Raw genomic sequence first — 24,198 nt, 5'->3', positions numbered from 1 at the left:
GCCGGCCGTTTGAGCGTGCTCGATGGCGTGGCATGGTCCGGTTGGATGCTCTTGCGCCACGCATCTGCATAGCCGGGGCTGAGCAGTTCCTCAATCGGAAGCTGCGCGTAATCCGGGTCACCGAGATAGTCGGCGCGATCCATGTAGGCGCGGCGCATGGCCTCGGCGATGCGCTGCACCTCTGGCGCGCTGCGGTCGCCCATGGCGGTCAGGTCATAGGGGCGCAGGATGTTGAGCATCTCGACCAGCACGGTGCCGCCGGCCGAGGGTGGCGGCGCGCTGTAGATGTCGTAACCGGCGTAGTTTCCTGCAATCGGCGCGCGCTCCTTCACCGTGTAGTGGGCCAGATCGGCCTCGGTGATCAGGCCGCCGTGCGCCTTCATGTCGGCAGCGATCTTCTTCGCGATCGTCCCGTGGTAGAAGTCAGCGGAATCGGCAGAGATGCGGCGAAGCGTGGCCGCGAGTTGAGGCTGACGGAAGGTGTCGCCGGCCTTATACAGGGTGCCCGAAGGCGCGGTCTGGAAGACGCGCTTCGATTCGGGAAAGCGGGCCAGATCGGCATCCTGCAGCTCCTTCGCCTCTTCCTCTGAAAGGACGAAGCCCTGCTCGGCGAGCCGGATGGCCGGCGCCATCACGGTCTTCAACTCAAGCCGCCCGTAGTGCTGCTCTGCGTAGGCGAGGCCAGCGACCGAGCCGGGCACGGCGACGGAGCGATAGTCCAGCGTGCTCGCGTCGGGAATCACATTGCCCTTCGCGTCGAGGTACATATCGTGCGTGGCCGCCGCGGGCGCCGTCTCGCGATAGTCCAAGAACCGGTTCTGCTTCCCGTTTACCGGCTTGGCGAAATGCAGGAGCATGAATCCGCCACCACCGATGTTGCCGGCGATCGGATGAACGACGGCGAGCGCAAAGCCGGTCGCGACCGCGGCATCGACCGCATTGCCGCCCTGGCGCAGGATGGCGAGACCTGCATCGGAGGCCGCGTGATGCACCGTGACCACCATCGCATGCTGCGCGATGGTGGGCTGCTCGTGCTGCCAGTCGAGGGCGGGCTGCTGGGCCTGGATGAGGGAGGCGGTGGAGGCGAGCAGAACAAGGTAGTGGCCGGCGCGACGCATGCGACGAGTGTAGTGGCAGATAGATCTGTCTCTTCACGGACGACTGCTATACGCTTCGGCGAAGAGCGGCTCAACGGGCGCGCATATGCTCTACATCCGCATCGCGAACCAACTGGGGCACCTATGATCACTCTTTGTCGACGGGCCTTCCTGCGATTGGCAGTGATTGCCCTACCCTCTGGCTTCTTGAACCAGTCCGCACCGAGCCCTCCTGCTCCAGACCAGGTCCAACCGGTTCCGGTCCATCGCGATGAAGACCGCTACGGGTCGAAGCGGCAGATTCCCAATGGCACGTCGACGTTCAAGGTCTCGTCGAAAGACTGCCGGAATGACTTCTTCGCCATGGAGCACAATCACACCCGGAAGGGTGGTCCGCCACGGCACCTTCATCACGGTGAAGACGAGTGGTTCTATGTCGTCGAAGGAACCTACCTCGTCGAGGTTGGCGGCGCGATGCACACCCTGAAGACAGGCGACTCGATTCTCGGTCCTCGCGGAATCTCGCACTCATTCGCGTTCGTCGGCGAGGGCGAGGGACGCTTGCTGATCACCTATGCACCTGCAGGAAAGATGGAAGCCTACTTCGACTCGCGTGGCAAAGACCCCGGAGCGCGCTCGGCGTACGTGACGGACGCTGCCAAGATGCAGGCGTTCGGCATGGAACTGCTCGGGCCGCCGATTTCGCTGAGCTAGGCAGCTTCGTTCGGTGGTGCGCTCTGGCCGGCGCGGCCCTGCGTGTCGGGTTCCCGATGCAGGCCGGCGATGACGCGCAGCGACTCGGCTGCCTCCGGGGCTACGCTGCGCAGATGCAGGTCGCGTTGTGGGAAGGGCACTTCGACACCGGCCTCGCGGAACTTGGCGAACATCGCAAAGTAGAGGTCGCTGCGCAGCACGGCGGGGAACTGCACCTTGCTGGTGGTCCACACCCGCAATGCGAAGTCGATGGAGTTGTCGCCGAAGTCCTTCAGGATCACATCGGGCTTCGGATCCTTGAGCACATCGGGGTTCGCCGCGGCGATCTCGAGCAGGATGGAGCGCACCTTCTCCGGCTCGCTGCTGTAGCCCACGCCAACGGGGACGACGATCCGGACGCGGCGATCGTTGGCCGTCCAGTTGGTCAACTCCTTGGTGATGAAGTCGGAGTTGGGCACGATGATGATGATGTCGTCGTTGGTGCGGACCCAGGTGCTCCTGCCGCGGATATCGATGACGTCTCCGGTTGTATCGCCGATCTCGATGCGATCACCGATGCGCACCGGCTGCTCGAACAGCAGGATCAGGCCCGCAACGAAGTTGGCGACGACCGTCTGCAGACCGAGCCCAACGCCGAGTCCGAGCGCGCCGCCAACCACGACCAGCGAGTTGAGATTGAGCCCGAACGACTGCAGCCCGATGATCAGTCCCAGGGCAAAGATCGTGTAAGAGGCGACGCGGGCCAGGGCGAACTGCGCCCCCTTCTGCAGCGGCGTGTGGTTCAGAATGCGGCGCTCGAGCACCTGCAGAGCCGCATGCGCCACCACGCCCAGTCCGAGCAGGAAGAGAACGATCTTGACCAGCAGGGTGAGGGTGACCGGGACCTTGCCCGCCGTGAACAGCGGCATCGTGAGCACGCCGTGGATGCGCAGGCCGAGCCCGCCGATCAGGTGCCGGTTGATCGTGCCGAAGAAGTAGACAATCAGAAGGCAGGCGAACGCCGCGAGCATCAGGAGAAGCGTTCGACGACGAGAAGGGCCGGCCATGGGTCGAGGTGAAGGGCGTGGTGCTCACGTTCATTCGGTGGGATGCGGCGGAGAGCCGGCGGGAAGTTCCTGCTTAGAATGGGCTTGCGATGTCGGTCACACTGCGTTCGTTTGCGAAGGTCAACCTGGGGCTGGCGATCGGGCTCGCGCGGCCCGACGGCTATCACCCACTGGCGACGGTTTACCAGACCATCGATGCCTATGACCGGGTCACGGTGCGCGCCACGCGGGCAGCATCGACGCGGCTGCACCTGACCACCAACGATGCGCGGGTTCCCACGGACGAGCGCAATACCGCGTGGAAGATGGTGGAGCGAGCGCTGAACCGGCTGGAGATCGCGGCCGAGGTCGAGGTGGACATCGACAAGCAATTGCCGGTGCAGGGCGGACTCGGCGCCGGTTCGGCGAATGCGGCGGCGGCGCTGCTGGGGCTCGAAGCCGAGCTCGGGGTCGCACTTCCGCCGGACGAGCGGCTGGCGATCGCGGCGGAGGTTGGGTCGGACGTGCCGCTGTTTTTACTGGGCGGCACGGTCCTGGGTCTTGGGAGGGGCGAGGAGGTCTACCCCTTACCCGACCTGGCGTCCGAGAGCACAGGAGTCCCCTGCGTGATTGCGGTTCCGGCAGTCGGTGTGTCCACCCCCGCAGCGTTCCGCGAATGGGACAGCACGCACGTCACGTTGACCCCCGAGGATTCGGTCGGTAGACTACTGAGGTTGAGTCGGTCTGTCTCGCTTGCCTGGAGCCAGCCGCACTCCTCCGGTGTCTCCGGGGCAGAATCTTCAGGAGCTTTGGCTCGCGAAGAGGAAGTGGCCCAGAGCGGAGACCTGGCCGAGACTCCGCTTCTCGCGCTTGTCCGCACCGGGATCGCCAACGACTTCGAAGAGGTCGTCTTTCGGCAGCATCCTTCTCTTGCTGACATTCTGCGTGTGCTTGCGGCCCCCGGTCAGGGCGAGGACGCGGCACTCTATGCAGCACTCTCCGGTTCGGGTTCGGCCCTGTTTGGGCTGTACGCGAGTGCGGAGGCGGCGGACCGTGCGGCAAATCGTCTGGAAACGCGTGGTGTTGTGGCTCTGCGCACCCGGACCTTGCCCCGCCAGCAGTATTGGCGCACGATGAGGGAGAGCGCCTAAAGCGCCTGGCGAACCTGCCGGATGCCTGATGCGCGGCAGCACCCCTCCTCATCCGCCAAACCAGCCTGTTGGGCGATCGACTAATGGTAGGTCAAGTGCCTTTGGAGCACTTTGTCTAGGTTCGAATCCTAGTCGCCCAGCCACCTTGCTTCCGGTGCAGTACGCGCCGGTCGGTTTTGCCGCGGATGCATGCCAAGCCACGGCTCGAGTCTGTGTAGCGCAGTTCACCAATGCAAACCAGCTTGGGGAGATTGTGATGAAACAGGAGACTGCTGTGACCACCACCGCGCTCGAACCCGACGCGGGGAGCAGCAACTTTCGGCCAGCACCGGAGCGCAAACGCAGCCGGGGGCTGAGCGAGGATCGGCGCTTCAAGATCTTCGCCGGATCCGCGAACCGGCAGCTTGCAGAAGAGATCTGCCGCCAGATCGGCGTGCCGCTGGGCGAAACCAAGATTCAGCGCTTTGCCGATGGTGAGATCTATTTCCAGCTACTCGAGAACGTGCGCGGCGTGGATGTCTTTGTGGTGCAGCCGACCTGCAACCCGGTGGATTCGAACCTGGTCGAGTTGCTGATCATGATCGATGCACTCAAACGCGCGTCGGCCGGACGCATCACCACCGTCGTTCCGTACTACGGCTACGCCCGGCAGGATCGCAAGGATCGTCCGCGCGTCGCTATCTCGTCGAAGCTGGTGGCCGATCTGCTGACGACGGCGGGCACCAATCGCGCACTGTTCATGGACCTGCACGCAGCGCAGATTCAGGGTTTCTTCAATATTCCGGTCGATCACCTGTTCGCGAGCCCGGTCATGGTCGGCTACTTCCGCGAGAAGAATCTGGCGAACCTGACGGTCGTCTCGCCGGATGCGGGCGGCGTGGAGCGTGCGCGCTTCTTCGCGACCAAGATGGGGGCGCCGCTGGCGATTGTCGACAAGCGTCGCACTGACATCAACGTGACCGAGGTGATGAACGTGATCGGCGATGTGCGCGGCCGCACCTGCCTGATCATCGACGACATCGTCGACACTGCAGGGACTCTGGTGAAAACGGCGCATGCGTTGCTCGACGAAGGCGCGGCCGAGGTCTACGCGTGCGCATCGCACGCGGTGCTGAGCGGTCCGGCGATCGAGCGCATCGCGCATTCGCGGATCAAAGAGCTGGTGGTGACGAATTCGATTCCGCTACGCGATGAGGCGAAGGCGGTCGACAAGATCAAGGTGCTGTCGATCGCCGGCCTGCTGGGCGCGGCGATCGAAAGCATTCACATGGAGACGAGCGTCAGTTCGCTGTTTAGCTGATAAGTCGGCGAGTCAGCAACTTGGCAAGTCAGCGGTTTGGTCGTCAACGCGGTACACACGAAAGGGAGTAGGGAGAGCAGCTAAAAGCTGCTTCTCCCCATGACCGAAAGGGAAGAACGATGGCAACGACAGAAGTAGTGAAGGCGGGCACCCGCGAGGGCAAGTTCAACAAGAATGCAGCGCGCCGCGTGCGCGTGGCGGGCAAGATTCCCGCTGTGATTTACGGCGCGAAGGAGCCCTCCGTGGCGATCGAGCTCGATCCCAAGCAGGTGCTGCGCATTCTGCACTCGGAGTCGGGACACAACACGATCTTCGACGTGGAAGTGGGCACCAGCCGCGCGAAGGCGATGATCGTCGATTGGCAGTATGAGCCGATCAAGGGCAGCCTGCTGCACGTCGACCTGAAGCGCATCGCGATGGATGTGGCGATGCGGGTCGAGGTGCCGGTGCAGCTCGAAGGCACGCCGATCGGCGTGAAGGCCGAGGGCGGCCTGCTCGAGCAGGTGCTGCGCGAGGTGGAGATCGAGTGCCTCCCAGGCGACATTCCGGCGCACATCTCGGTCGACGTCACCGGGTTGAAGCTGAATGATGCGATTCGCGTTTCTGACCTGCCGCATGGCGGCAAGTTCACGTTCATCACGGATGAGGATGCGACCGTGGCGCACGTGGTCGTGATCAAGGAAGAGGCGGCACCGGCAGCCGATGCTGTGGCCGCGGCTGGCACGGCAGAGCCCGAGGTCGTCAAGAAGGGCAAGCAGGAGACGGACGACGCGAAAGAGGGGGGCAAGAAGTAACGCTGCCCTGGTCTCTTCGGGCTGGCTGACTTCGCGCGATGGCCGAGGAAGCAGAGAGGCGCGGACCGTTCCTGGTGGTCGGGCTGGGGAATCCCGGGATCGAGTACCAGTGGACGCCGCACAACGCAGGCTTTCTCGCCATCGACCGGCTGGCAGCGCGGACGAATGCGGTGGTGAGCAATCGCCGCAGTCGAGCGCTCACCGCAACGGTTCGCATGGCAGGACGCGATGTGGTGCTGGCCAAGCCGGAGACGTTTATGAACCTGAGCGGCGAGTCGGTGCGGGCGCTGCTTCGGGAGTTTGGAGAAGGCTCACCAGTTGCCGGGCTGCTCGTGCTGTACGACGAACTGGCCTTGCCCCTGGGCTCGATGCGGGTGCGGCCGGGTGGATCGTCGGGCGGACACAATGGCGCCAAGTCGATCAATGGCGCGCTCGGCTCGGAGGAGTGGCCGCGGATCCGGATCGGGGTTGGTCCGGACGGGCTTGAGACAGCATCGCGTCGCGGCAAAGACTATTTGCTGACGCCGATGCGGAAGAAGGATCTGGCAGCGCTCGATCTGGTGCTGGATCGAGTGGCCGATGCGGTAGAGACGGTGATCGTGGATGGAGTGCAGACCGCGATGAACCGTTGGAATGGCGCGGCGGGCGGCACAGCCCCAGGCGCCTGAGAAGAATGTGCCAGTCATGGTGACACATGCCGGGCACGAGGTTTCGAGACGACCTTGTTCGTCAGGAAGCGAGAGAAGAATGCAACGTAGCTACGAAGTGATGTTTATCGTGCGGCCGGATATGGAAGAGGCTGATGTCGACAAGCTGATCGCGGGACTCGAGCAGACCATCACCCAGGGTGGCGGTTCTCTGAAGTCCACCGAGAAGCTGGGCCGGCGCAAGCTGTCCTACCTGGTGCGCAAGTTCTCCGACGGCAACTATGTCCTGCTGGTCATCGAGGCCGATGGCAAGCTGGTGGCCGAGGTGGAGCGCCGTCTCCGCGTGACTGAGCCGGTGATCAAGTTCATCACCGTGCGCACGGACGAGGAAGAGAAGCGGGCCAACAAGATCAAGGCAATCCGCGCCACGCGCAAGAAGCTGAGCGCGCAGCCTGCACCTGCTGCTGCTGAGGCGGAAGCCGCCCCGGCACCCACGGAAGCAGCCGCAACGGCTTAGGTCGACGCGTGCCGCGGCATACAGAAACAGACACGTCGTGCGCAAGCGCGGCGTGATGGCAGCCGGTCCTGCCAGAGCGCAGGGCCTGTCCCGCAACAGAAGCGGGAAGAAAGAAGATGAGACTCATGGCTGAGGAAACCAGCACTGCAGCAACACCGCGCGGGCCGGAGAGCACCGCAACCGAGCGCCCGGCGGCAACGGAGCGTCCGGCTGGCGATCGCCCTGCCGGCGACCGCCCCCAGGGTGACCGTCCGCAGGGAGATCGTCCCCATGGAAGCCGCGGCCCCGGTGGTCCCGGCGGACGTGGTCCCGGTGGACCCGGTGGTTCGGGCGGACGCAAGTTCTTCCGCCGCAAGAAGGTCTGCAAGTTCTGCGTGGAGAAGATCGACTCGATCCACTACCGCGACGTGCGCCTTCTGCAGCAGTTTGTTGCCGAGCGCGGCAAGATCGTGCCGCGTCGCCTGACCGGTGTGTGCACCACGCACCAGCGCCGGCTCACGCGCGCCATCAAGCAGGCACGCAACATCGCCTTGCTTCCTTTCGCAGCACGGTACTAGTCTGTCGCGTTCCGTCGCACGGGAGTCCGGCGGCGGAGCGGCGCAATCACTGAGGGAGAGTTATGGAAGTCATTCTGAAGGAAGACGTCGACACCCTGGGTCACCGCGGAGACGTGGTGAAGGTTGCTGACGGTTACGGCCGCAACTTTCTGCTGCCGAAGAAGCTGGCAATCGAAGCGACGCTGGCGAACAAGAACGTGATCGAGCAGATGAAGCAGTCGGCGCTGCGCCGCTCCGCACGCGAGAAGACGGAAGCGCAACAGCTGGTGGCACAGATGGAGCAGGTCGAGTTGGTGTTCTCCCGCAAGGTCGGCGAGAACGATCACCTGTTCGGCTCTGTCACTTCGTCGGACATCGCGCACGAGCTCGAGAAGAAGGGCTACACCGTCGATCGCCGCAAGGTGCAGCTCGACGAGCCGTTGAAGCAGCTCGGTGAGTTTCACATCCCGGTGAAGCTCCACCGCGAAGTGAACGCACACATCAAGGTCACGGTTGTGGGCGAGGGCGTGGAGCAGTAAGCTCCCGCCATTTGCAGTCCGAAGGGGCGCTCTGGGCACTGCTGCCGGAGCGCCCTTTTCCTTGCGACGCTGCCGTACACTGATGCCCATGGCACGGACCGAATCGACAATGCAGCCGCTGGGCGCGCTGGCTCCTGACTTCACCCTTCCCGACGTTCTCTCCGGTAAAACCTGCAGCCGCGATCAGGTGAAGGGCGCGGGCGGACTCGTCGTCATGTTTCTGTGCGTGCACTGCCCGTTCGTGAAACACATTGAGGCGGCGCTGGCGCGCTTCGGTTCCGACTATGCCGGCGTGGGGCTCGGGATCTGCGCGATTAGCAGCAACGACGCCGCGACCTATCCCGCAGACGGGCCGGACGGCATGCGGGCGCAATCACGCCGGCTGGGCTTCTCGTTCCCGTATCTCTACGACGAGTCGCAGGACGTGGCACGTGCCTACGGTGCAGCCTGCACGCCGGACTTCTTCATCTACGATCGCGATCAGCGCCTGGTCTATCGAGGGCAGTTCGATCCGAGCCGCCCCAGTCTCGATGTGCCGGTGACGGGCATCGATCTGCGCCGCGCGGTGGAAGCGCTGTTGCAGGGCAAGCAGCCGCTCGCCGAGCAGGTGCCGAGCCTCGGCTGCAATATCAAGTGGAAGAGCTGAGTCGCCTGCGGCGCGGAGTCTTCACTTGATCGGGGCGAGTGCGAAGTGGTGTGCGATGGGCTGCGCATCCTTGTGCTGTTGTGCAACGGATGCCGCCACAGCCTGGCGGATTGCATCCACCTTCGGCGCGGGCGCTGTTTCGAGATGCTGCGACGTGCCAACCGCCAGCCGGTAGAGCTGCCGCTCCAGATTGTTGCGGTGGTCGGTCTCCCATGCGAGTCGCTGCGCCTGATCAAGCATCGGTGTCGAGAGTCGTGCCAGGTTCACGCCCTTCGCAAGCTCTTCGGCGCTCAACGTTGCGGCAGGTTGACCGTCGATCGACAGTTGCCATGAGCCGGCGTGCAGTCCGCTGACGGTCAGCATCTCCTGGTCGAGCGCATCGACTATCCCGCTCGACTGGATCGCGAGATCTGTCACCGAGTCGGTGGCGTGTGCGGGCAGTGGTAACGGCAGCGCCGACTCCTGTGCCGTCCACGTGATCGCACCTGTCTTCTTGTCGCGTTTCATCTCAGACACCGCCGCGTTCTTCACGTCACCAGCGTGCGCAGCAGCAGCGTCCAACTGCACACTCGAGACCAGCGCAGGCGCGTGCAACGCGGCCAGCACGGCCTGTGCCATGACCCAATGCACGCCTTCCCCCGGGTGGACGCGGTCCGGGAGCAGGCTGCCAGCCAGGTTGGGCTGCGCCGTGTTCGCCTTCTCGAGCGCAGCGACAACCGGTGCGTTCAGGTCCGCGAAGTTCTGGTGCACGCGTTCGGCCTGCTGCTGGTCGAACCTGCTATAGGCCTGCATCACTTCGTTGTAGTGCATCGTGGGCAGCGTCACGTCATCGTAGGGTGAGGGGCCGAGCAGCCATAACCGCACGCCGGGCACGGCAGCAAGTGTCGTGTCCACCAGGTATGTGTAACCGTTCTGGTAAGTCTTATCGATAGCCGCGTCGGGCACGTGGTAGTAGCCGTCGTTCATGCCGAGCATCACGGTCATCACGGTCGGCTTCACCGGAAATACATCCCGCTCCAGCCGTAGATCGATCGGACCTGCCCAGCCACCGGAGACCTTGTCGCCGCCCACCCCCGCCGTGGTGAACTCCACCTGCCATTGCGGAAAGCGCGTGAGCACGTACTCCTCGATGTCGGTCGTGTAGAGGCGCTGCTCGGTGATGCTGTCGCCGTAGAACAGCACGCGATCACCGTCATGCAGTGCGAATGCAGTGTCGCTCGGCGCAGGGGCAGGCGCACTCTGCGCGACAGCGGACGTGGCAAGCGCGAGCAGGACGAGAGAGGCGGCGTGGCGGCGGGAGAGTGCTTTCATGGAGAGAAAGTGTAGCCGCAACCGGCCGTAGTACGCTCAGGGGGTGACGCCGCCCCCTTCCACTGCGCCCCTGCTCGAGATCGAGCATCTCACGATCGCCTTCCGCGGAATACCCGTGGTGCAGGACCTGTCGCTCTCGATCGAGGCGGGTGGCACGCTGGGGCTTGTGGGCGAGTCGGGGTCCGGCAAGTCGGTCACCTCGCTCGCGATTCTTGGGCTGCTTGATCCCGCGGCGCACGTAGAGGGTCGTATCCGTTTCGCCGGCGAAGATCTGCTGACCCTGCGGCCTGAGGCGATGCGCCGCATCCGCGGCAGCCGCATCGCGATGATCTTTCAGGAGCCGATGACGGCGCTCAATCCGGTGATGCCGGTGGGACGGCAGATCGCCGAAGCGATCGAGACACACCAGCCGACGCTCTCCCGCCGCGAGGTGCGCCGTGCGGTCAACGCGAGCCTGGAAGCGGTCGCGCTGCCCGAGCCCGAGCGCCGCTACAGCGACTACCCGCACCAGTTCAGCGGCGGACAGCGGCAGCGCATCCTGATCGCGATGGCGCTCGCGAACCGGCCGCAACTGCTGATCGCCGATGAACCGACCACAGCGCTCGACGTAACGGTGCAGGCCCAAGTCCTCGCATTACTGCGCGATCTGCGCGAGCGCTTCGGCCTGGCGATGCTGTTCATCTCGCACGATCTCGCCGTGGTTGCGGAGGTCGCGGATCGAGTGGCCGTAATGCGGCATGGCTGGCTGCTGGAGCAGGGCAGCCGCGATCAGATCTTCCGCTCGCCGCGCCATCCGTACACCCGCAGCTTGCTCGGAGCCATTCCCACGCTTGACACGGATCGCGAGGCACCGCTCGCGACACTACCACCTGCGGCTCACGCTATCCCCGGACCGTTCGTCACGTACGACGTTGGTCACCAGGCGCGAGAGCTTTCCGCGGTTGCCGCCGGCAGCGGCGTGCCATCCTAATCTCCGTCGGCCATGCGTGCCCTGATCCTCTCTGATGTCCATGCCAATATGCAGGCACTGGCCGCTGTGCTGAACACCGCACCGGCACACGACATCGTGTGGAATCTCGGCGATGTGGTCGGCTACGGCGCATCTCCCAACGAAACCATCGTCTGCCTGCGTGAGCTGAACAGCGTGTATGTGCGCGGCAACCATGACCGCGCTTGCTGCGGGCTGAGCTCGCTTGACGACTTCAATCCCATTGCGCGTACGGCGGCCGAGTGGACGCAGTCGCAGCTCTCGCGCTCAAAGCGTGCGTGGCTGAGTGAACTGCCGCAGGGGCCGGTGGAAGTGGGCGAGGGGCTGGTGTGCGTGCACGGCTCGGCCGCAGACGAGGATGTGTATGTGGCCTCACTACCGGATGCAGTCGATGCACTTCAGGCGGCGTCCGGCGCGTGGATCGAATTCTTCGGGCACACGCATGTGCAGGGCGGCTTTGTGCGGAGCGATGAGGGCTGGTTCAGCGTGCAGCCGGAGTACGGCAACCAGACCGAGGCCGATTATTACGATCTGCCGCTGCGGCCGGGCGTGCGGTATCTGCTGAACCCGGGGTCGGTCGGCCAGCCGCGCGACGGCGACTGGCGCTCGGCGTTTGCGGTGTACGACGACGAGCTCTCGATCATTCGCTTCTTCCGCGTGCCTTACGATCTGGAGCGCGCGCAGAAGAAGATCCTGGCGGCCGGCCTGCCGGATCGTCTGGCGGCCCGGCTGGCCGAAGGTCACTAAGGCTGATCAGGCGATCGCGCCTGTCCCGATTACTTCTGCAGCGAAGCGCTCCATCTCTTCACGCTGTGGGCTGGATTGGAGCAACAGCAGATCGATGCCCGCGTCGCGGAAGGCCCGCACGCGCTCCTTCACCTGCTCCGCCGTTCCGATCAGGCCGCTGCGCAAGCCACGATTCGAAACCGAGTAGTCCTCGAGCGAGACCTTCTGCTCGAGCTTCGACCCAGTGATCCACTGCTGGTAGTTCTGGTAGCCGCGCGCGGACTGCTTCACATCGGTGATGCGTGCGACCTCGCGCTGCGCCTCGGCCTCGCTGTCCCGCACGATGGCATAGCCGGCCATGCCGTAAACCATGGGCGGTAGGCCGAGCTTCTCGCGGCGCGCGCGCATGTCTGCGATCTTGGGCGCGATGATCTCCGGCGGATCGCCATGCATCAGGTAAGCGTCGCATTTAGCAGCGATCAGGTTCTTCGCTGTCTCGCTCTCGCCACCCGCGTAGAGCGTCGGACGAGGCTGGCGGACGGGCTTGGGTGAGAGCACGTTGTCATCGACCGAGTAGTAGCGGCCACTGTAGCTGAAGTGCTGCTGGCTCCAGCAGCCGTCGATCACGTCCAGCCACTCCGACGTGCGTGCGTAGCGATCGTCGTGCGTGTCGAAATGGACGCCATACTTGGTCGCCTCGTCCGCCCACCAACTGGAGACCACGTTCAGTGTGAGCCGGCCGTTCGCAATGCGATCAATGTTGGCGGCCTGCTTGGCCAGCAGCGCGGGATTGTGAAACGTTGGGCGCACCGCAACCATCAGCTCGAGCGAGTGCGTGACCGCCGCCAGTGCGGCAGCGGTCGACCAGGCGTCGAGCGATGGCGCCTCAACGCCTTTGATGTCGTTCAGGTTCAGCTCCGCCAGGAGGGTCAGGTCGTAGCCGATCTGTTCCGCGCGCACGGTCAGGTCGCGGACATACTCCCACGTCGCAGCCATCTGCTCGTTATCGACGTTGCGCAGCCACCCGCCGAAAACGGGCATCCAGAAGCCGTAGCGCATCGCGGCGCGGTTAGCGGCCATGCACCAGCTCGGGCGCACGATTCGCTGCGGCAGCTTCCGACTCCAGCCAATCGACCAGCTTCGCGAACGGATCGAAGCCGATCACATTTTTGCCGTCCGCCACGAAGTTCGAGAGCGCATTAATGTCGTAGTAGAGGCGCTCGCCATCACGGCTGTCAGTGATGTACTCGACTCCGCCGATGTCGATGCCCGCATGCTTCATGATGCGTTCGACATCGCGGATCACTTCAGCCGGAGGCTCATAGCCTTCGACCTTGAGCCCGCTCTTCGGCGCGTCGATGGCGCACGCGGCGCGGTTCAGCTCCACACCCGTGGTGGTACGGCAGATATCTGCAGGGCACAGGTCGAAGGTCTCGCCCGTGATATGTACTTTGATTGCGTACAAATACCGGCCATTCAGCACCTCCACCCGCACGATGTGCTGATCCTGGGCGGGGATGAATTCCTGGACGAGCGCGGTCGAGTCCATGCCAAGCGCCAGGCCGTCCGCAGACCCGGCTGGCTCGGCTGCCGCTGCGGCCAGCTGCTCCGGCGTATCGAAACGTTTCACGCCGGCACCGCTGCCGCCGATGTTTGGCTTGACAACGACTGGCCAGCGCAGGCCGTAGATAGCCGCGGACGCCTGCGGTGCGCGGTGGATCACACGCGACTTCGGGTAGGGCAGCCCGAGCTCCTCAAGCAATGCGAGCTGTGCCGCCTTCGAGAGCTCTGTGCGGTAGGCCTTCAGCCCGTTGAGCACGCGGACGCCGCGCCGTTCCAGGTGCTCGAGGAAGCCGAGCGTGTAGAAGATCTGATCGCCATGGTCGCGATTCCAGGCAGACGGGCTCATGCGATTGAAGACGAGCGCGTACTGCTGTTCGGGGTGCTCTTCCGGCGCCCAGATGTGCTCGGGCGCATGCAGCGTCACGTACTGGATGCCGCGGCGGTCGAGCTCGGCGAAGAGCGGCTTGAACCAGTTGGGCTGCTCGTAATAGACGGCGATGGGCAGGGCGGATGACGACGGCATAGTGCTCCTGTGACGCGACAGACCGAGGCGGCGTTACGCACCACGGCGCGTCTTTCTACGCTAGCAATGGTGTGCCCGGGGCGCAAATCGGCGCTGATGAGCAGGACCGCCGGAGGAAAATCTCGGGCTGCGCTGAAACACCTGTAACGGCGGAAGGGTGGCCGAGTCTCACTCGCCTCAGGCGAGCGGTTCGTGCGGGGCCAGGTCGCGATCGCGCACGCCTACCAGGTAAAGCAGGCCATCGAGCCCAAGGCAGGAGATGGCCTGGTCGGCCTTCTGGCGCACCAGCGGCTTGGCGCGGTACGCGATGCCCATGCCGGCCAGGTTCAGCATCGGGATGTCGTTCGCACCATCGCCGACCGCCACCACCTGTTCGAGCGAAAGATTCTCTCTCGCGGCGATCTCGCGCAGCAGCTCGGCCTTGCGCTCCGCGTTGACGATAGGCGGCTGCACGCGTCCGGTCACGACGCCCCCGCTGATCTCAAGTTCATTCGCGAAGACGTAATCGATGCTGAGCCGCTGCTGTAGAGACCGGGCGAAGAAGGTGAAGCCTCCGGACAGGATGGCTGTCTTGTAACCGAGAAACTGCAGCGTGCGGACGAGCCGCTCTGCGCCGTCCGCAAGCGGGATCGTGTGCAGCAATGCCAACACGCTTTCTTCCGGCAGGCCGCGCAGCAGAGCCACGCGCTGGGTAAACGACTCGTTGAATTCGAGCTCCCCGCGCATAGCGGCCTCGGTGATGCGCGCGACCTGTTCGCCCACGCCGGCCAGCCTCGCAAGCTCGTCAATGACCTCGCCCTGGATGAGTGTCGAGTCCATGTCGAAGGCGAAGAGCCGGCGGTTGCGACGGAAGATGCTCTCGCGCTGGAACGCGATATCGATGGACAGCTCCTGGGCAGCCGTGAGGAATTCTGCGCGCATGTGCGGCTCGCGCTCCGGGTCTCCGCTGACGTCCAGCTCGATGCAGGCGTTCGCAGCACAGGCTCCGGGTGAGAGCTCATGTGAGAGTCGCTCGATGCGATGCACGTTCATGCCGTGCGCCGCGACAATGCCGCTGACCCGGGCGAGTTGATGTGCCGTGAGGCCGCGGCCCAGCATAGTGACGAGGAAGTGATGCCGCGCCAGCCCTCGCAGCCAATGCGCAAGCGCGTCCGCCGCGATGCCGGTGAAGCGCGCACGCAACCCGAGTGCTTCTGCACGTGTGGTCAGCTCGGACTGGAGCGCCGCGAAGCTGTCGTCCTCAGGCACGGCCAGCAGGAAGCCGAGCGATAACGTCTGATGCACCAGCGCCTGGCCCACATCGAGGATCACCGCGCGATGTGCCGCGAGCAGCCGGGTGAGCTCTGCGGTGAGCCCGGGCGCATCCTGCCCGGTGACATGCAGAAGGATCGCTGCGTCTGCCGCTGTGCTGATCGTGCTGGTCGTGCTCGCCATGGCCCGACTATAAACGGAGCCGATCCCGAGGGTGACGCGGACCGCCGGTGCTCGACGCAAACAGAACGAGGGACGCGATGGTTGTCGCGTCCCTCGTTCTGCGGGGAAAAGCTACCAGCCGATGCCGAATGCCATATGCTCCGGCGTGTTGGTCTGGATGGTGGTGCTCTGGTCGTTGTAGTCGTCGAAGGGATAGCCGTAGGCAAGCCCACCCACGCTGTGTTTGTGCCAGAACTGTGAGTAGAAGTTTGACGGCGTCTGCTGGTAGTAAGCAGAGGGCACGAGCCAGTTCGAATAGCTCTCCATCACGCCGCGATTAAAGCCGGCACAGAAGAGCACTTCCAGCCGCTCCTGCGTGGGGTTCCCAGAGGCCATGCTGCCATTGCAGGCCAGAATCTCCTGCGTGGTCGGCTTTTGGATAGCGTACGTGCCGCCCTGGTAGGCGCCATTGTTGAGGTTCACTTCGGTGAACAGGAACTGCGTGGTCTGCGCGTTCCCGGTGAACTCACGTCCGCTGTCCATGATGGTCAGGGTGTTGGTGGTGTAGTAGCTCCAGACGCCATTGATGTAGGTGTCGAAGTAGTTTCCGTTCGCAGCGCCGGCGGCGAAGCTGGGGCTGATGTTGGGCGCGAAGATGCGGAGGGACGAGATGGGCGTCTGCTGGAAGATGGTCGGCGTTTCATTGGCGAACTCCTGATCGATCGCGGCAATCGTCTCGTTGATGCCGACCTGCTTATGGTATTGCTCGCTGACGCCATTCACTGAGCCCCAGACATCGAGCAGCAGCGGTAGCCCAAACTGGTTGACCTGCGTGGTGTTGATGTAAATGCCCGGGTTGGTCGTGTAGGCCGAACTGTTGTACGTCAATTCGTACCAGTCATAGTGCGTATTGATATTAGGGTCCGTGTTGTTCAGCGGATTCGGGCCGGTGTAGCCCAGGGCGTTGCATCCGGTCGCACCCGAGTTCACGATGGTCGTCATGTACAGCGGATTGCCCATCGAGATGAAGATCCGAGACGCCAGGAGCGGCGGCAGCACCAGCGTCGTGCTCTGGCCGAGAGTGAAGCTGTAGTTCGGATACTTCTTGCCGTCCGGACCAGTGATCGAGTTTGCTGCGCTATTATCCGCTGTGCTGGCGGCATGCACGGTCCCGTCGTAGTTCACCCAGGAGAAGCTGCTGTTCGCAGGATTGCAGCCAAGCACTTCGACGTAGATCTTGCTGTTCGGCCAAGCTCCGTTGGTGTTGTTGTTGAGCGCGACCGTGATTGCGCCCGACTTGGTGGTGTAGGCAGGCGAGGTGTTGACGGTCAGTGTGGCGTTCGAAGAAGCCAGGCTGGTGTTGTTGCTGGTGTTGGTCACGGTCACGCCGAACACTGCAGCGTTGTCCGCGGCCGTTGTCCCGGGGGTGGTGTAGCTGGTGCCGGTGGCGCCGCTGATCGGGGTGCCGTTCTTCGACCATTGATAGCCCAGACTGCTGCCCGTCGCTGCAACGCTGAAGGTGGCGGTACTGCCGATCGTCGCGGTCTGGTTCGCCGGCTGAGTCGTGATGGCCGGTGTCGAGGCGCTGCTGCTCGACGAGCCGGTCAGCACCTCGATCGCGTTGACCATCGGCTGATCGAGCGAGCCCCTGCTGAAGGTGATCACGATGTTCCCGGTGGTCGGGTCTGCCGTGATGTTGGGGAACGACTCGACCACTGCCTGGTACTGCTTGTTTCCGGCAGCCGCGAAGATGTCGAAGTCGGCGAGCACGCTCGCGTTGTTGATCGAGACGTTGAACTTACGCTTCTGCGCGGCCGGAAAGTAGAGCTCCGCGAAGTGCAGGTTCACGGTGTAGACGCCACCCTTGGTCAGGCCCGGGATGGTGTAGGAGAACGCGCCCTGGCGAGCGGTCGCGTACACCGCTGCCGGGGCAGCGCCGGCTACGCCGGCATTGCTCACGGTCTGGCCGGGCGCGTAGGTCGAGCCGCCAGAGAAACCTGTGTCTGCTACGTACGCGTTCACAGCTACCGTGCTACCAGCGTCGATCGTCGCGACGTCAGTTGGCGTGCTGCCGCCACCGCCACCACTACCGGTCCCGCTCGCGCCGGTACCGACGATTTCCACGCCGCTCACCTTTGGTGCGTTCATCGGGCCGTTGAAGAAGTCGATCTGAATGTTGCCGTTTTTGTCGGAGGTGGCCGTGAAGGGCTCGACGAGAGCGATGTTCGGCCCACCTGCAAGCTTCACGATGTCGAAGTTGGTCAGGAATGGCTGGCCCTGGATGTTGACGTTGAAGACGCGCTGATTCTCCTGCGTGAAGTAGATCTCCGCGAAGTGCAGGCGTCCGGAGTACTGGGTTGACGGCGTGAGACCTTGGACGATGTAGCTGAAGGTCCCGCTGCGCTCGTTTTGATAGACGCCCTGCGGCGCGGCATTCGCGGTGTATTTCGTCACCACCGCGTTGGTGTTGGAGTAGGTGCCGCCGGCCGTGAAGCCCGCGTCCGCGCTGAAGCTGCCGATGGCGGCACTGCTGCCCGATGCTGCGGAGAACACATCCGGCGGTGGAGCGACCGTCGTGAGCGCGACCGTGTTGCTGGTTGCGGTTTCGTTAGTTGGCCCGGTCACGACAACCGAGAACATGGAGCCGTTGTCGGCGGACGTGGCGGGCAGGGTCGTGTAGCTGGGATTGATCGCAGCCGTAATGGGCGAGCCATTCTCGTACCACTGGTACGAGAGCGGACCTGTGCCCGACGCAGCCACGGTGAAGGTGGCAGGCTGGCCAGTAGTCGCAGTCGTCGCCACCGGCTGCTGAGTGATCGTCGGCGGCGGAACCGACGTGCCCGAGACGCAGAGCACACCGCCGGGGAAGTTATTCGCGACCTGATAGCTGCTTGCACCAGAAGACTGCACCAGCGCTGCGTCAGCGGCGTTGTTCGGGTCCGTGTCGGAGGTCCAGGTCTCCCACGGGTTGGGGAACGCGCAGACCGCAGCGCCATAACCGCTGATGGCCAGCGCTTCGGGCTTGGTCGGCAGGCGCATGCTCTGGCTGGAGCAATAGCTCTCGGCCACGGACTGCGTGTACTGCTGGCCGGTGCCGGGATAGGTGTTCTCGACGCGCTGCCAGGTGAGTTGGCTGATCGTATCGAGGACCAGGTTGGGATTGCTGGCGTTCACCGTGTAGCGGTTGCCCGCGGGCGGTGTGCAGCTCGCGACGTTGTAGACCTGGAACTCATACAGCGACGGGCCATAGGCAGCGTTGTTTTCCTGTGTGCTGGAAACTCGCACATAACGCGCAGTGACGGGAGCGAAGCTGAGCGTCTCGGTCCCACCGCCGCCAGTGGTGTTGGTCGCGGCCGGCACCCAGGCGCCGCTCGGGTTCAGGTAGTCGATCTCGTATTGGGTGGAGTATGCCGCCTCCCAAACCAGCACGACGGTGTTGAACTTTACCTGAGACCCAAGGTCGACCTGCAGCCACTGCGGATCGCCGGGCTGAGCCTGCCAGCGCGTGTTCAGGTCGCCGTCAACGGCAAGCGCCGCTGCCTCGGTGGACGGATTACTAACACTGCTGGCCGTGGCCGGCTGACCAAGCGCGAGGTTGATGCCGGGCGGCGCAATGCTGAGGGTGGCAACGGCACTCGGCACACTGGCCGCGGCGTTGGTGACGATGACGGTGTAGGAGCCGGCGTCGGACTTCTGCACTGCCGCGATCGTGAAGGACGACCCCGTTGCGCCGGCGATATTCGCACCGTTCTTCTGCCACTGATAGGTGAACGGAGACGAACCGCTTGCCACAACGTTGAAGGTGACCGGATTGTTAACGATGACCTGCTGGCTGATGGGGTTGTTGACGATGGTGGGCGCCACGGCAGGGTTGATCGTGAGCGTGGCTGGCGCAGAGGTGAGACTGCTCACCGGATTCGTCACCACGACGGTATAGCTGCTGCCCGTGCCGCCCGTGGAGGTGAGAACAGGGGTGGTGTAGCTGGGCGATGTCGCGCCGGCAATCGCGCCATTGTTGACGTACCACTGGTAGCTCAGCGTCGGCGACCCGGTCGCCGCAACGGAGAAGGTGGCGGTCTGACCGACGTACACCGATGCGGCCTGCGGTTGCGTGGTAATGGCCGGCGATGCGGGGGCGTCCACGGTCAGAACGGCTGCTGCGGAGGTGACCGCGTTGATAGAGTTGCTGACCTTGACCGTGTAGTTGGAGCCGCTCTGCGACGTGGCAGTCGCGGGCGTGATGTAGCTGGCGCCCGTGGCTCCGGAGATCGCATTGCCGTTCAAATACCACTGGAATGCAAGCGGAGCTGTGCCGGTCGCGGTTGCGGAGAAGGTGGCCGTCTGGCCGGCGGTGACCGAGGTGCTCTGCGGCGGGACGACGATCGCCGGTCCGCTCGCCGGAGGAATTGGGCTGGGAACCGCGACTACATTGAAGCTGACCGGAGTGGAGGTCAGCCCCGGAGACGTGGCCGTGACGGTGACCTGACCGGCGGTGAACTGACTGCGCAGCGCGATCTTGGTCAGGCCACCCTCTGCCTGGAGCTCCGGATCGCCGGGCGCATGGTACGCAAGCGAGCCCAGCTTCGCGCTGGTCGAGTAAGCGTCGCTGCCCGACTCGACGTACTGCTCGGTGCCGCCCATGTAGGTGGCGGGACCGCTCACACTGAAGGTGATGTTGTTGTTCGCCGTGGGCACGACCACGTTGTTGGCATCGACCACCTGCGCCACGACGAACGCGGCATCGGAGCCATTCGCGGTCACCTGGAATGTTGAGCCGTCGGGTCGCACAAGCTCGGGAACGACGGTGAGATTGATGCGGGCAGGCGCCCCGGCGGTGGTAATCACGTCCTTTACGGCCGCGTTCTGGTACTGCACTACGTTGCCGAGCTCATCGATGCAATCGGCTTCCACACTGCCGGAGACCCAGTTGACGGTCCACGTCGCCTGAAACGCGACCGCGGTCGTGGTCTGCGGCGGATCGCTGCCCGGGTCCGAGCTGGCGGGGTTGGGAATGTGATCGCCTTGCGACGCGCCGTTGACCAGCAGCCGCACCTTGGGGCAGTTGCTGAAGGCATTCACCGTGATCGGCGCAGAGGCCTGATACGCGCGATTCCAGTGGTGCGCCAGCTTCACGACCGGCTTGATCGAGAACGGCGTCCACGCTGCTTCGTACGCGTAATAGAGCAGCTTGGGGAAGCGATTCTGATCGACCATCGACGCGCCGAGCGAGCGAACGCTGCTCTGGTAGGCCACGCCCTGGGCGGTATTTGCGTACTGCTGGTATTCCTCGAACAGGCTGTCTTCGCCCGGCGTGTCCGCAAAGTACCATTGCGCCATGCCGAAGGCCTTCGCCTGGAAGCTGTTGGTCCAGTTATGCAGGAATTGGCCGGCGAAGGCGATCTCCGCGTCGTAGGCCAGGCCGCGCCCCGTGCCCTTCCCCCAGTACTCCGCGCCCCAGTTGGGGTTGTTCGCGTAGGCGCTCTGCTCCTTCTGCCCCACCTCGCAGCCTTCGAGCGTGCAGCCCAGGATCAGGCCGTTCTTCGGATCCGGCGTGCGGTCGGCTTCGGCACGCGTGTTGATCGGGTCCCATGTGTTCGCGATCTGCTGCAGGGCGGCACCCACGGTTTCGGCCATGGTGCCGTTGTTGGCCTCCCAGTCGAGGATCGATGGGTGGCTGCGGTCACGGATGATCATGTCGCGGTGCAGTTCTTCTTTCAGCGTGATCATGTCCGCCGTGGCATTGCTGAATGCGCCTTCGCCATCGCCGCTGGGCTGGTCGATCATTACGCCGTAAGCGTCGGCTGCGTTAACAAACTCTTCGCTGGTAGTCGAGTGGCCGGGCCGCCAGATGTTGCCGCCCATGGCCGCCATCTGCGCCAGGTCGCGCCACTGCTGCTCCTCCGGCACCGAGGAGCCGAGCGCCGGGTAGTCGTAGCGCCCGGAGCCGCCCCACAGGTACATCGGGTGACCGTTGAAGTAGGGGAAGTTGCTGTCCCACGTGATGGTGCGAATGCCGAGCGGGCTCTGCACGGAGTCCACCACCTGCCCGTTCACGCTGACGATGCTGTAGACGCGGTACATGTACGGCGTGCCGAAGGTGCTGTTGTTCGGATACCAGAGTGTGGGATTGCTGACAGTGATCTGCTGATCGAACAGTGGAGTTGCGCCGGAGGGGTAGGTGCTCGGCGTCATCGCGGGGATGGACTGCGTGACCGGCGCGCCGGCCGCGACCACGTTGCCGCTCCTGTCCACGATCTGCGTCGTCAGCGTGACGTTCTGGGCGCTGGTGGTCTCATTCAGCACATTCGTCTGCACGCGGATGACAGCCGACTGCGCGGTGGTGGTGTCGTTTGGATTGGCGACTTCGGAGACCGTGCTGACGTAGGTGCCCCAGGTCTTCTGGTTCGAGTAGATGTTCTCCGGGATGTGCACCTTGCTGGTAAGGAACATCTTTGCCGGGCGGAAGAGACCGGCATCGGCCTGGCCGAACCGATAGTCCTGCGAGAACATCGGGTTCGCAAACCACGCCGCGCCGCGCGACACCCGCACCGCGAGCACGTTATCGGTGGCGCCGTCTGCGTGGACATAGGGCGTCAGGTCCACGATGAACGGCACAAACCCGATCACGTGCGACGCATTGGCATTCGCCGTCACCGCGCTGATGCCGGGCAGCAGGGTGTTGTTGATGAATACCTGTGCGCCGGTGTGCGCGCCCTCGAACTCGACCAGGACCTTGCCGCCCGCGTACTGCGAGGCGAGCTTGAAGTGCAGCCGGTACCAGTTGGTCGTGCCGTTCAAGTCGCCATCGCCGCCACCCGAATCGGCGTTAAGGAACGAGTTGTAGAGGTTCGCCGAGTAGGGAATACCGACTGCCTGCCAGCCCGAGTCGTTGTAGGTGGTCTGGGCGAAGCTGGGCGCAGTCGCGCTCGTGTCGTCCTGGTCCTTGATGTAGAGCCAGGGGCTCTGTCCAGGCATGCCCGCCGACAGGTTGATCGTGACGCGCTGGGACTGTGGCACGGTTGGCTCGGACTGCGCGCTTACCGGGCGAGTGGCGCCAGCGGCTAACAGAACCATCATCAGCGAAGCGAGCAGAGCCAACCTGGAGCTGGCAAGGGAGCGGAGCACTGGACGAACGCCGGAGGAGATCGAGAGCGGCATAACCGTAAGTCCTTTCGAGCGGTGAGGCAAATTAATAACAGCCACGGAGACGTGTTTGAAGTGGCGAAGGTTCACTGTCGACTGCATCGGCGGTGGCCGGGCGCAGTCGTAACTCGATCCTGAGATCCAAGGGGCCCGCGGTCAGCGAGGCAGGGGAAGCGGAAGGTACAGCAAGCGAGCGGTTGCGGGGGAGACCTGTCCCAATGATGACGGCGCATCGGGGCTTTGGGTCGGAGTCAGCTCGGGGTCGGAGGCCTGAAGGAAGGGAGAGGCTGGCCGCCCGGATTCGCCATTCGAAAATGGCAGAACCCTTAAGTAAATGGTTTTACCAAAACCAGTCAATAACTATTTTCGTAAATTTCTGGGAGGTCAGTCTGGGTAACTGACGCCGTTACTTATGCGTCACGGGGGATGCCGTTAGAAGAGCAGGTTCGCCTTGCGGGGCAACGGAAGATTGAAGTGCTCGTACGCCAGGCGCGTTGCCACCCGGCCGCGCGGGGTGCGGTCGAGAAAGCCGATCTGGATCAGAAAGGGCTCGTAGACCTCTTCCAGCGCGTCCTCTTCTTCGGCCAGCGTTGCAGCAAGCGTGTTCAGCCCAACCGGGCCACCGTCATACTTCTCGATGATGGTGAGCAGCAGCCGCCGATCAAGCTCATCGAAGCCGTGTGCGTCCACTTCCAGCATCTTCAGCGCGGCCTGCGCGGTGGCGCGATCGATGGTGCCCGTGCCGCGCACCTGGGCGTAGTCGCGCACCCGGCGCAGCAGCCGGTTCGCGATACGCGGTGTGCCGCGCGAACGCAGCGCAATCTCCGCCGCGCCGTCCTGATCGATGGGAACGCCCAGCACTTCGGCCGAACGCGAGACGACAAAGCGCAGCTCATCCTCGGTATAAAACTCGAGCCGCAGCAGAATGCCGAATCGTGATCGTAGCGGTGACGAGAGCAACCCCGGCCTAGTGGTGGCCGCCACAAAGGTGAACGGGCGAATCTCCATGACGTGCGTACGCGCCGCCGGACCTTGGCCGATGATGATGTCGAGCTTGTAGTCCTCGAGCGCCGTGTAGAGTTTCTCTTCAAGCACCGGCTGCAACCGATGAATCTCGTCGAGAAAGAGCACCTGGCGCTCGCGCAGGTTGGTCAGGATGGCGGTCAGGTCGCCCTGGATCTGCAGTGCCGGGCCGCTGGTCTGCTGGAAGCCGACATCGAGCTCGTTGGCGATGATGGAGGCAAGCGTCGTCTTGCCAAGTCCGGGCGGTCCGAACAGCAGCACGTGGTCGAGGGCTTCGCCGCGACTGCGTGCTGCCTCGAGCGCGATGGCGAGCTGCTCCTTCGCCTTCGTCTGTCCGATGAACTCGGCTAGCCGTCGTGGCCGCAGCTTCAGCTCGAAGGAGCTGTCCTCATCACCGCGCGCCGCGGAGACCAGCCGCTCCGGATCCTGATCCTTATGCTTCACCAAGGCTGACTATATCGCGGACGTGGCGTGTGCCCGCTGAGCAGAGCACGCCGAGCGTGGTGTCATGGTTGAGTCGCGCTCGCCGTTATGGGCGAGCG

19 protein-coding genes and 1 tRNA gene are annotated in these 24,198 nt (G+C 64.0%); 12 read left to right on the top strand and 8 right to left on the bottom strand.

The window, feature by feature from the left end; all coding sequences use genetic code 11:
* Positions 1 to 1,118: gamma-glutamyltransferase family protein (locus AC5IJH_RS16580; RefSeq protein WP_491903940.1), on the bottom strand; the 1,118-nt coding region annotated here is incomplete at its 3' end.
* Positions 1,119 to 1,304: 186 nt separating this feature from the next.
* Between AC5IJH_RS16580 and AC5IJH_RS16575 the strand changes: the two genes are divergently transcribed.
* A complete protein-coding gene (locus tag AC5IJH_RS16575) occupies positions 1,305 to 1,811 on the top strand; it encodes a cupin domain-containing protein (protein WP_491903939.1) in 507 nt (168 codons plus the stop codon).
* On the opposite strand, the gene AC5IJH_RS16570 is transcribed toward AC5IJH_RS16575, so the two are convergent.
* Positions 1,808 to 2,821 carry a mechanosensitive ion channel family protein gene (locus AC5IJH_RS16570; RefSeq protein WP_491903938.1) on the bottom strand — a complete coding sequence of 338 codons (1,014 nt, stop codon included), beginning with the start codon at positions 2,819 to 2,821 and terminating at the stop codon, positions 1,808 to 1,810. The two genes, AC5IJH_RS16575 and AC5IJH_RS16570, sit on opposite strands and share 4 nt — an antisense overlap.
* Before the next feature lie 125 nt (positions 2,822 to 2,946).
* Between AC5IJH_RS16570 and ispE the strand changes: the two genes are divergently transcribed.
* The 9 genes from ispE (at position 2,947) to AC5IJH_RS16525 (ending at position 8,966) form a co-directional block, all read left to right on the top strand.
* Complete coding sequence (ispE, locus tag AC5IJH_RS16565) at positions 2,947 to 3,987, top strand: 4-(cytidine 5'-diphospho)-2-C-methyl-D-erythritol kinase (protein ID WP_491903937.1); 1,041 nt, start codon at positions 2,947 to 2,949, stop codon at positions 3,985 to 3,987.
* A 69-nt stretch (positions 3,988 to 4,056) separates the two neighbouring features.
* Positions 4,057 to 4,130 (top strand) — tRNA-Gln (locus AC5IJH_RS16560).
* 113 nt (positions 4,131 to 4,243) lie between these two features.
* Positions 4,244 to 5,287, top strand: a complete 1,044-nt coding sequence (locus AC5IJH_RS16555; RefSeq protein ID WP_491903936.1) for a ribose-phosphate diphosphokinase — start codon at positions 4,244 to 4,246, stop codon at positions 5,285 to 5,287.
* 119 nt (positions 5,288 to 5,406) lie between these two features.
* The gene (locus tag AC5IJH_RS16550; RefSeq protein ID WP_491903935.1) at positions 5,407 to 6,081 is read left to right on the top strand and encodes a 50S ribosomal protein L25; all 675 of its coding nucleotides are present in this window, start codon (positions 5,407 to 5,409) and stop codon (positions 6,079 to 6,081) included.
* Positions 6,082 to 6,119: 38 nt separating this feature from the next.
* Positions 6,120 to 6,749 carry an aminoacyl-tRNA hydrolase gene (gene pth, locus AC5IJH_RS16545; RefSeq protein WP_491903934.1) on the top strand — a complete coding sequence of 210 codons (630 nt, stop codon included), beginning with the start codon at positions 6,120 to 6,122 and terminating at the stop codon, positions 6,747 to 6,749.
* 79 nt (positions 6,750 to 6,828) lie between these two features.
* Positions 6,829 to 7,245 (top strand): 30S ribosomal protein S6, encoded by a 417-nt coding sequence (gene rpsF, locus AC5IJH_RS16540; protein ID WP_491903933.1) that lies wholly within the window; start codon positions 6,829 to 6,831, stop codon positions 7,243 to 7,245.
* A 125-nt stretch (positions 7,246 to 7,370) separates the two neighbouring features.
* The gene (rpsR, locus tag AC5IJH_RS16535; RefSeq protein WP_491903932.1) at positions 7,371 to 7,802 is read left to right on the top strand and encodes a 30S ribosomal protein S18; all 432 of its coding nucleotides are present in this window, start codon (positions 7,371 to 7,373) and stop codon (positions 7,800 to 7,802) included.
* 62 nt (positions 7,803 to 7,864) lie between these two features.
* Positions 7,865 to 8,320 (top strand): 50S ribosomal protein L9, encoded by a 456-nt coding sequence (gene rplI, locus AC5IJH_RS16530; protein WP_491903931.1) that lies wholly within the window; start codon positions 7,865 to 7,867, stop codon positions 8,318 to 8,320.
* Positions 8,321 to 8,408: 88 nt separating this feature from the next.
* Positions 8,409 to 8,966, top strand: a complete 558-nt coding sequence (locus AC5IJH_RS16525) for a thioredoxin family protein (RefSeq protein ID WP_491903930.1) — start codon at positions 8,409 to 8,411, stop codon at positions 8,964 to 8,966.
* Between the two features lie 21 nt (positions 8,967 to 8,987).
* On the opposite strand, the gene AC5IJH_RS16520 is transcribed toward AC5IJH_RS16525, so the two are convergent.
* Positions 8,988 to 10,277: an SGNH/GDSL hydrolase family protein gene (locus tag AC5IJH_RS16520; RefSeq protein WP_491903929.1), complete on the bottom strand. Its 1,290-nt coding sequence runs from the start codon at positions 10,275 to 10,277 to the stop codon at positions 8,988 to 8,990.
* 43 nt (positions 10,278 to 10,320) lie between these two features.
* On the opposite strand from AC5IJH_RS16520, the gene AC5IJH_RS16515 reads away from it, so the two are divergent.
* A complete protein-coding gene (locus tag AC5IJH_RS16515) occupies positions 10,321 to 11,247 on the top strand; it encodes an ABC transporter ATP-binding protein (RefSeq protein ID WP_491903928.1) in 927 nt (308 codons plus the stop codon).
* Between the two features lie 12 nt (positions 11,248 to 11,259).
* Positions 11,260 to 12,012: a metallophosphoesterase family protein gene (locus tag AC5IJH_RS16510; RefSeq protein WP_491903927.1), complete on the top strand. Its 753-nt coding sequence runs from the start codon at positions 11,260 to 11,262 to the stop codon at positions 12,010 to 12,012.
* 6 nt (positions 12,013 to 12,018) lie between these two features.
* On the opposite strand, the gene AC5IJH_RS16505 is transcribed toward AC5IJH_RS16510, so the two are convergent.
* The 5 genes from AC5IJH_RS16505 to ruvB form a co-directional block, all read right to left on the bottom strand.
* Complete coding sequence (locus AC5IJH_RS16505; RefSeq protein WP_491903941.1) at positions 12,019 to 13,050, bottom strand: LLM class flavin-dependent oxidoreductase; 1,032 nt, start codon at positions 13,048 to 13,050, stop codon at positions 12,019 to 12,021.
* A 10-nt stretch (positions 13,051 to 13,060) separates the two neighbouring features.
* Positions 13,061 to 14,077: an ATP-grasp domain-containing protein gene (locus AC5IJH_RS16500; protein ID WP_491903926.1), complete on the bottom strand. Its 1,017-nt coding sequence runs from the start codon at positions 14,075 to 14,077 to the stop codon at positions 13,061 to 13,063.
* A 177-nt stretch (positions 14,078 to 14,254) separates the two neighbouring features.
* Positions 14,255 to 15,511, bottom strand: coding sequence for a phosphoserine phosphatase SerB (gene serB, locus AC5IJH_RS16495; RefSeq protein ID WP_491903925.1), 1,257 nt, complete (start codon positions 15,509 to 15,511; stop codon positions 14,255 to 14,257).
* Between the two features lie 111 nt (positions 15,512 to 15,622).
* A complete protein-coding gene (locus AC5IJH_RS16490) occupies positions 15,623 to 22,567 on the bottom strand; it encodes a beta-1,3-glucanase family protein (protein WP_491903924.1) in 6,945 nt (2,314 codons plus the stop codon).
* Positions 22,568 to 23,065: 498 nt separating this feature from the next.
* The gene (gene ruvB, locus AC5IJH_RS16485; RefSeq protein ID WP_491903923.1) at positions 23,066 to 24,100 is read right to left on the bottom strand and encodes a Holliday junction branch migration DNA helicase RuvB; all 1,035 of its coding nucleotides are present in this window, start codon (positions 24,098 to 24,100) and stop codon (positions 23,066 to 23,068) included.
* Positions 24,101 to 24,198: the final 98 nt, after the last annotated feature.

Origin of the sequence: Candidatus Dedyshia acidiphila, assembly GCF_051025295.1 — a bacterium.
Taxonomy (GTDB): domain Bacteria; phylum Acidobacteriota; class Terriglobia; order Terriglobales; family Acidobacteriaceae; genus KBS-83.
Note: the sequence above shows the minus strand (reverse complement) of the source record. Positions and strands in the feature narration are given on the sequence as shown.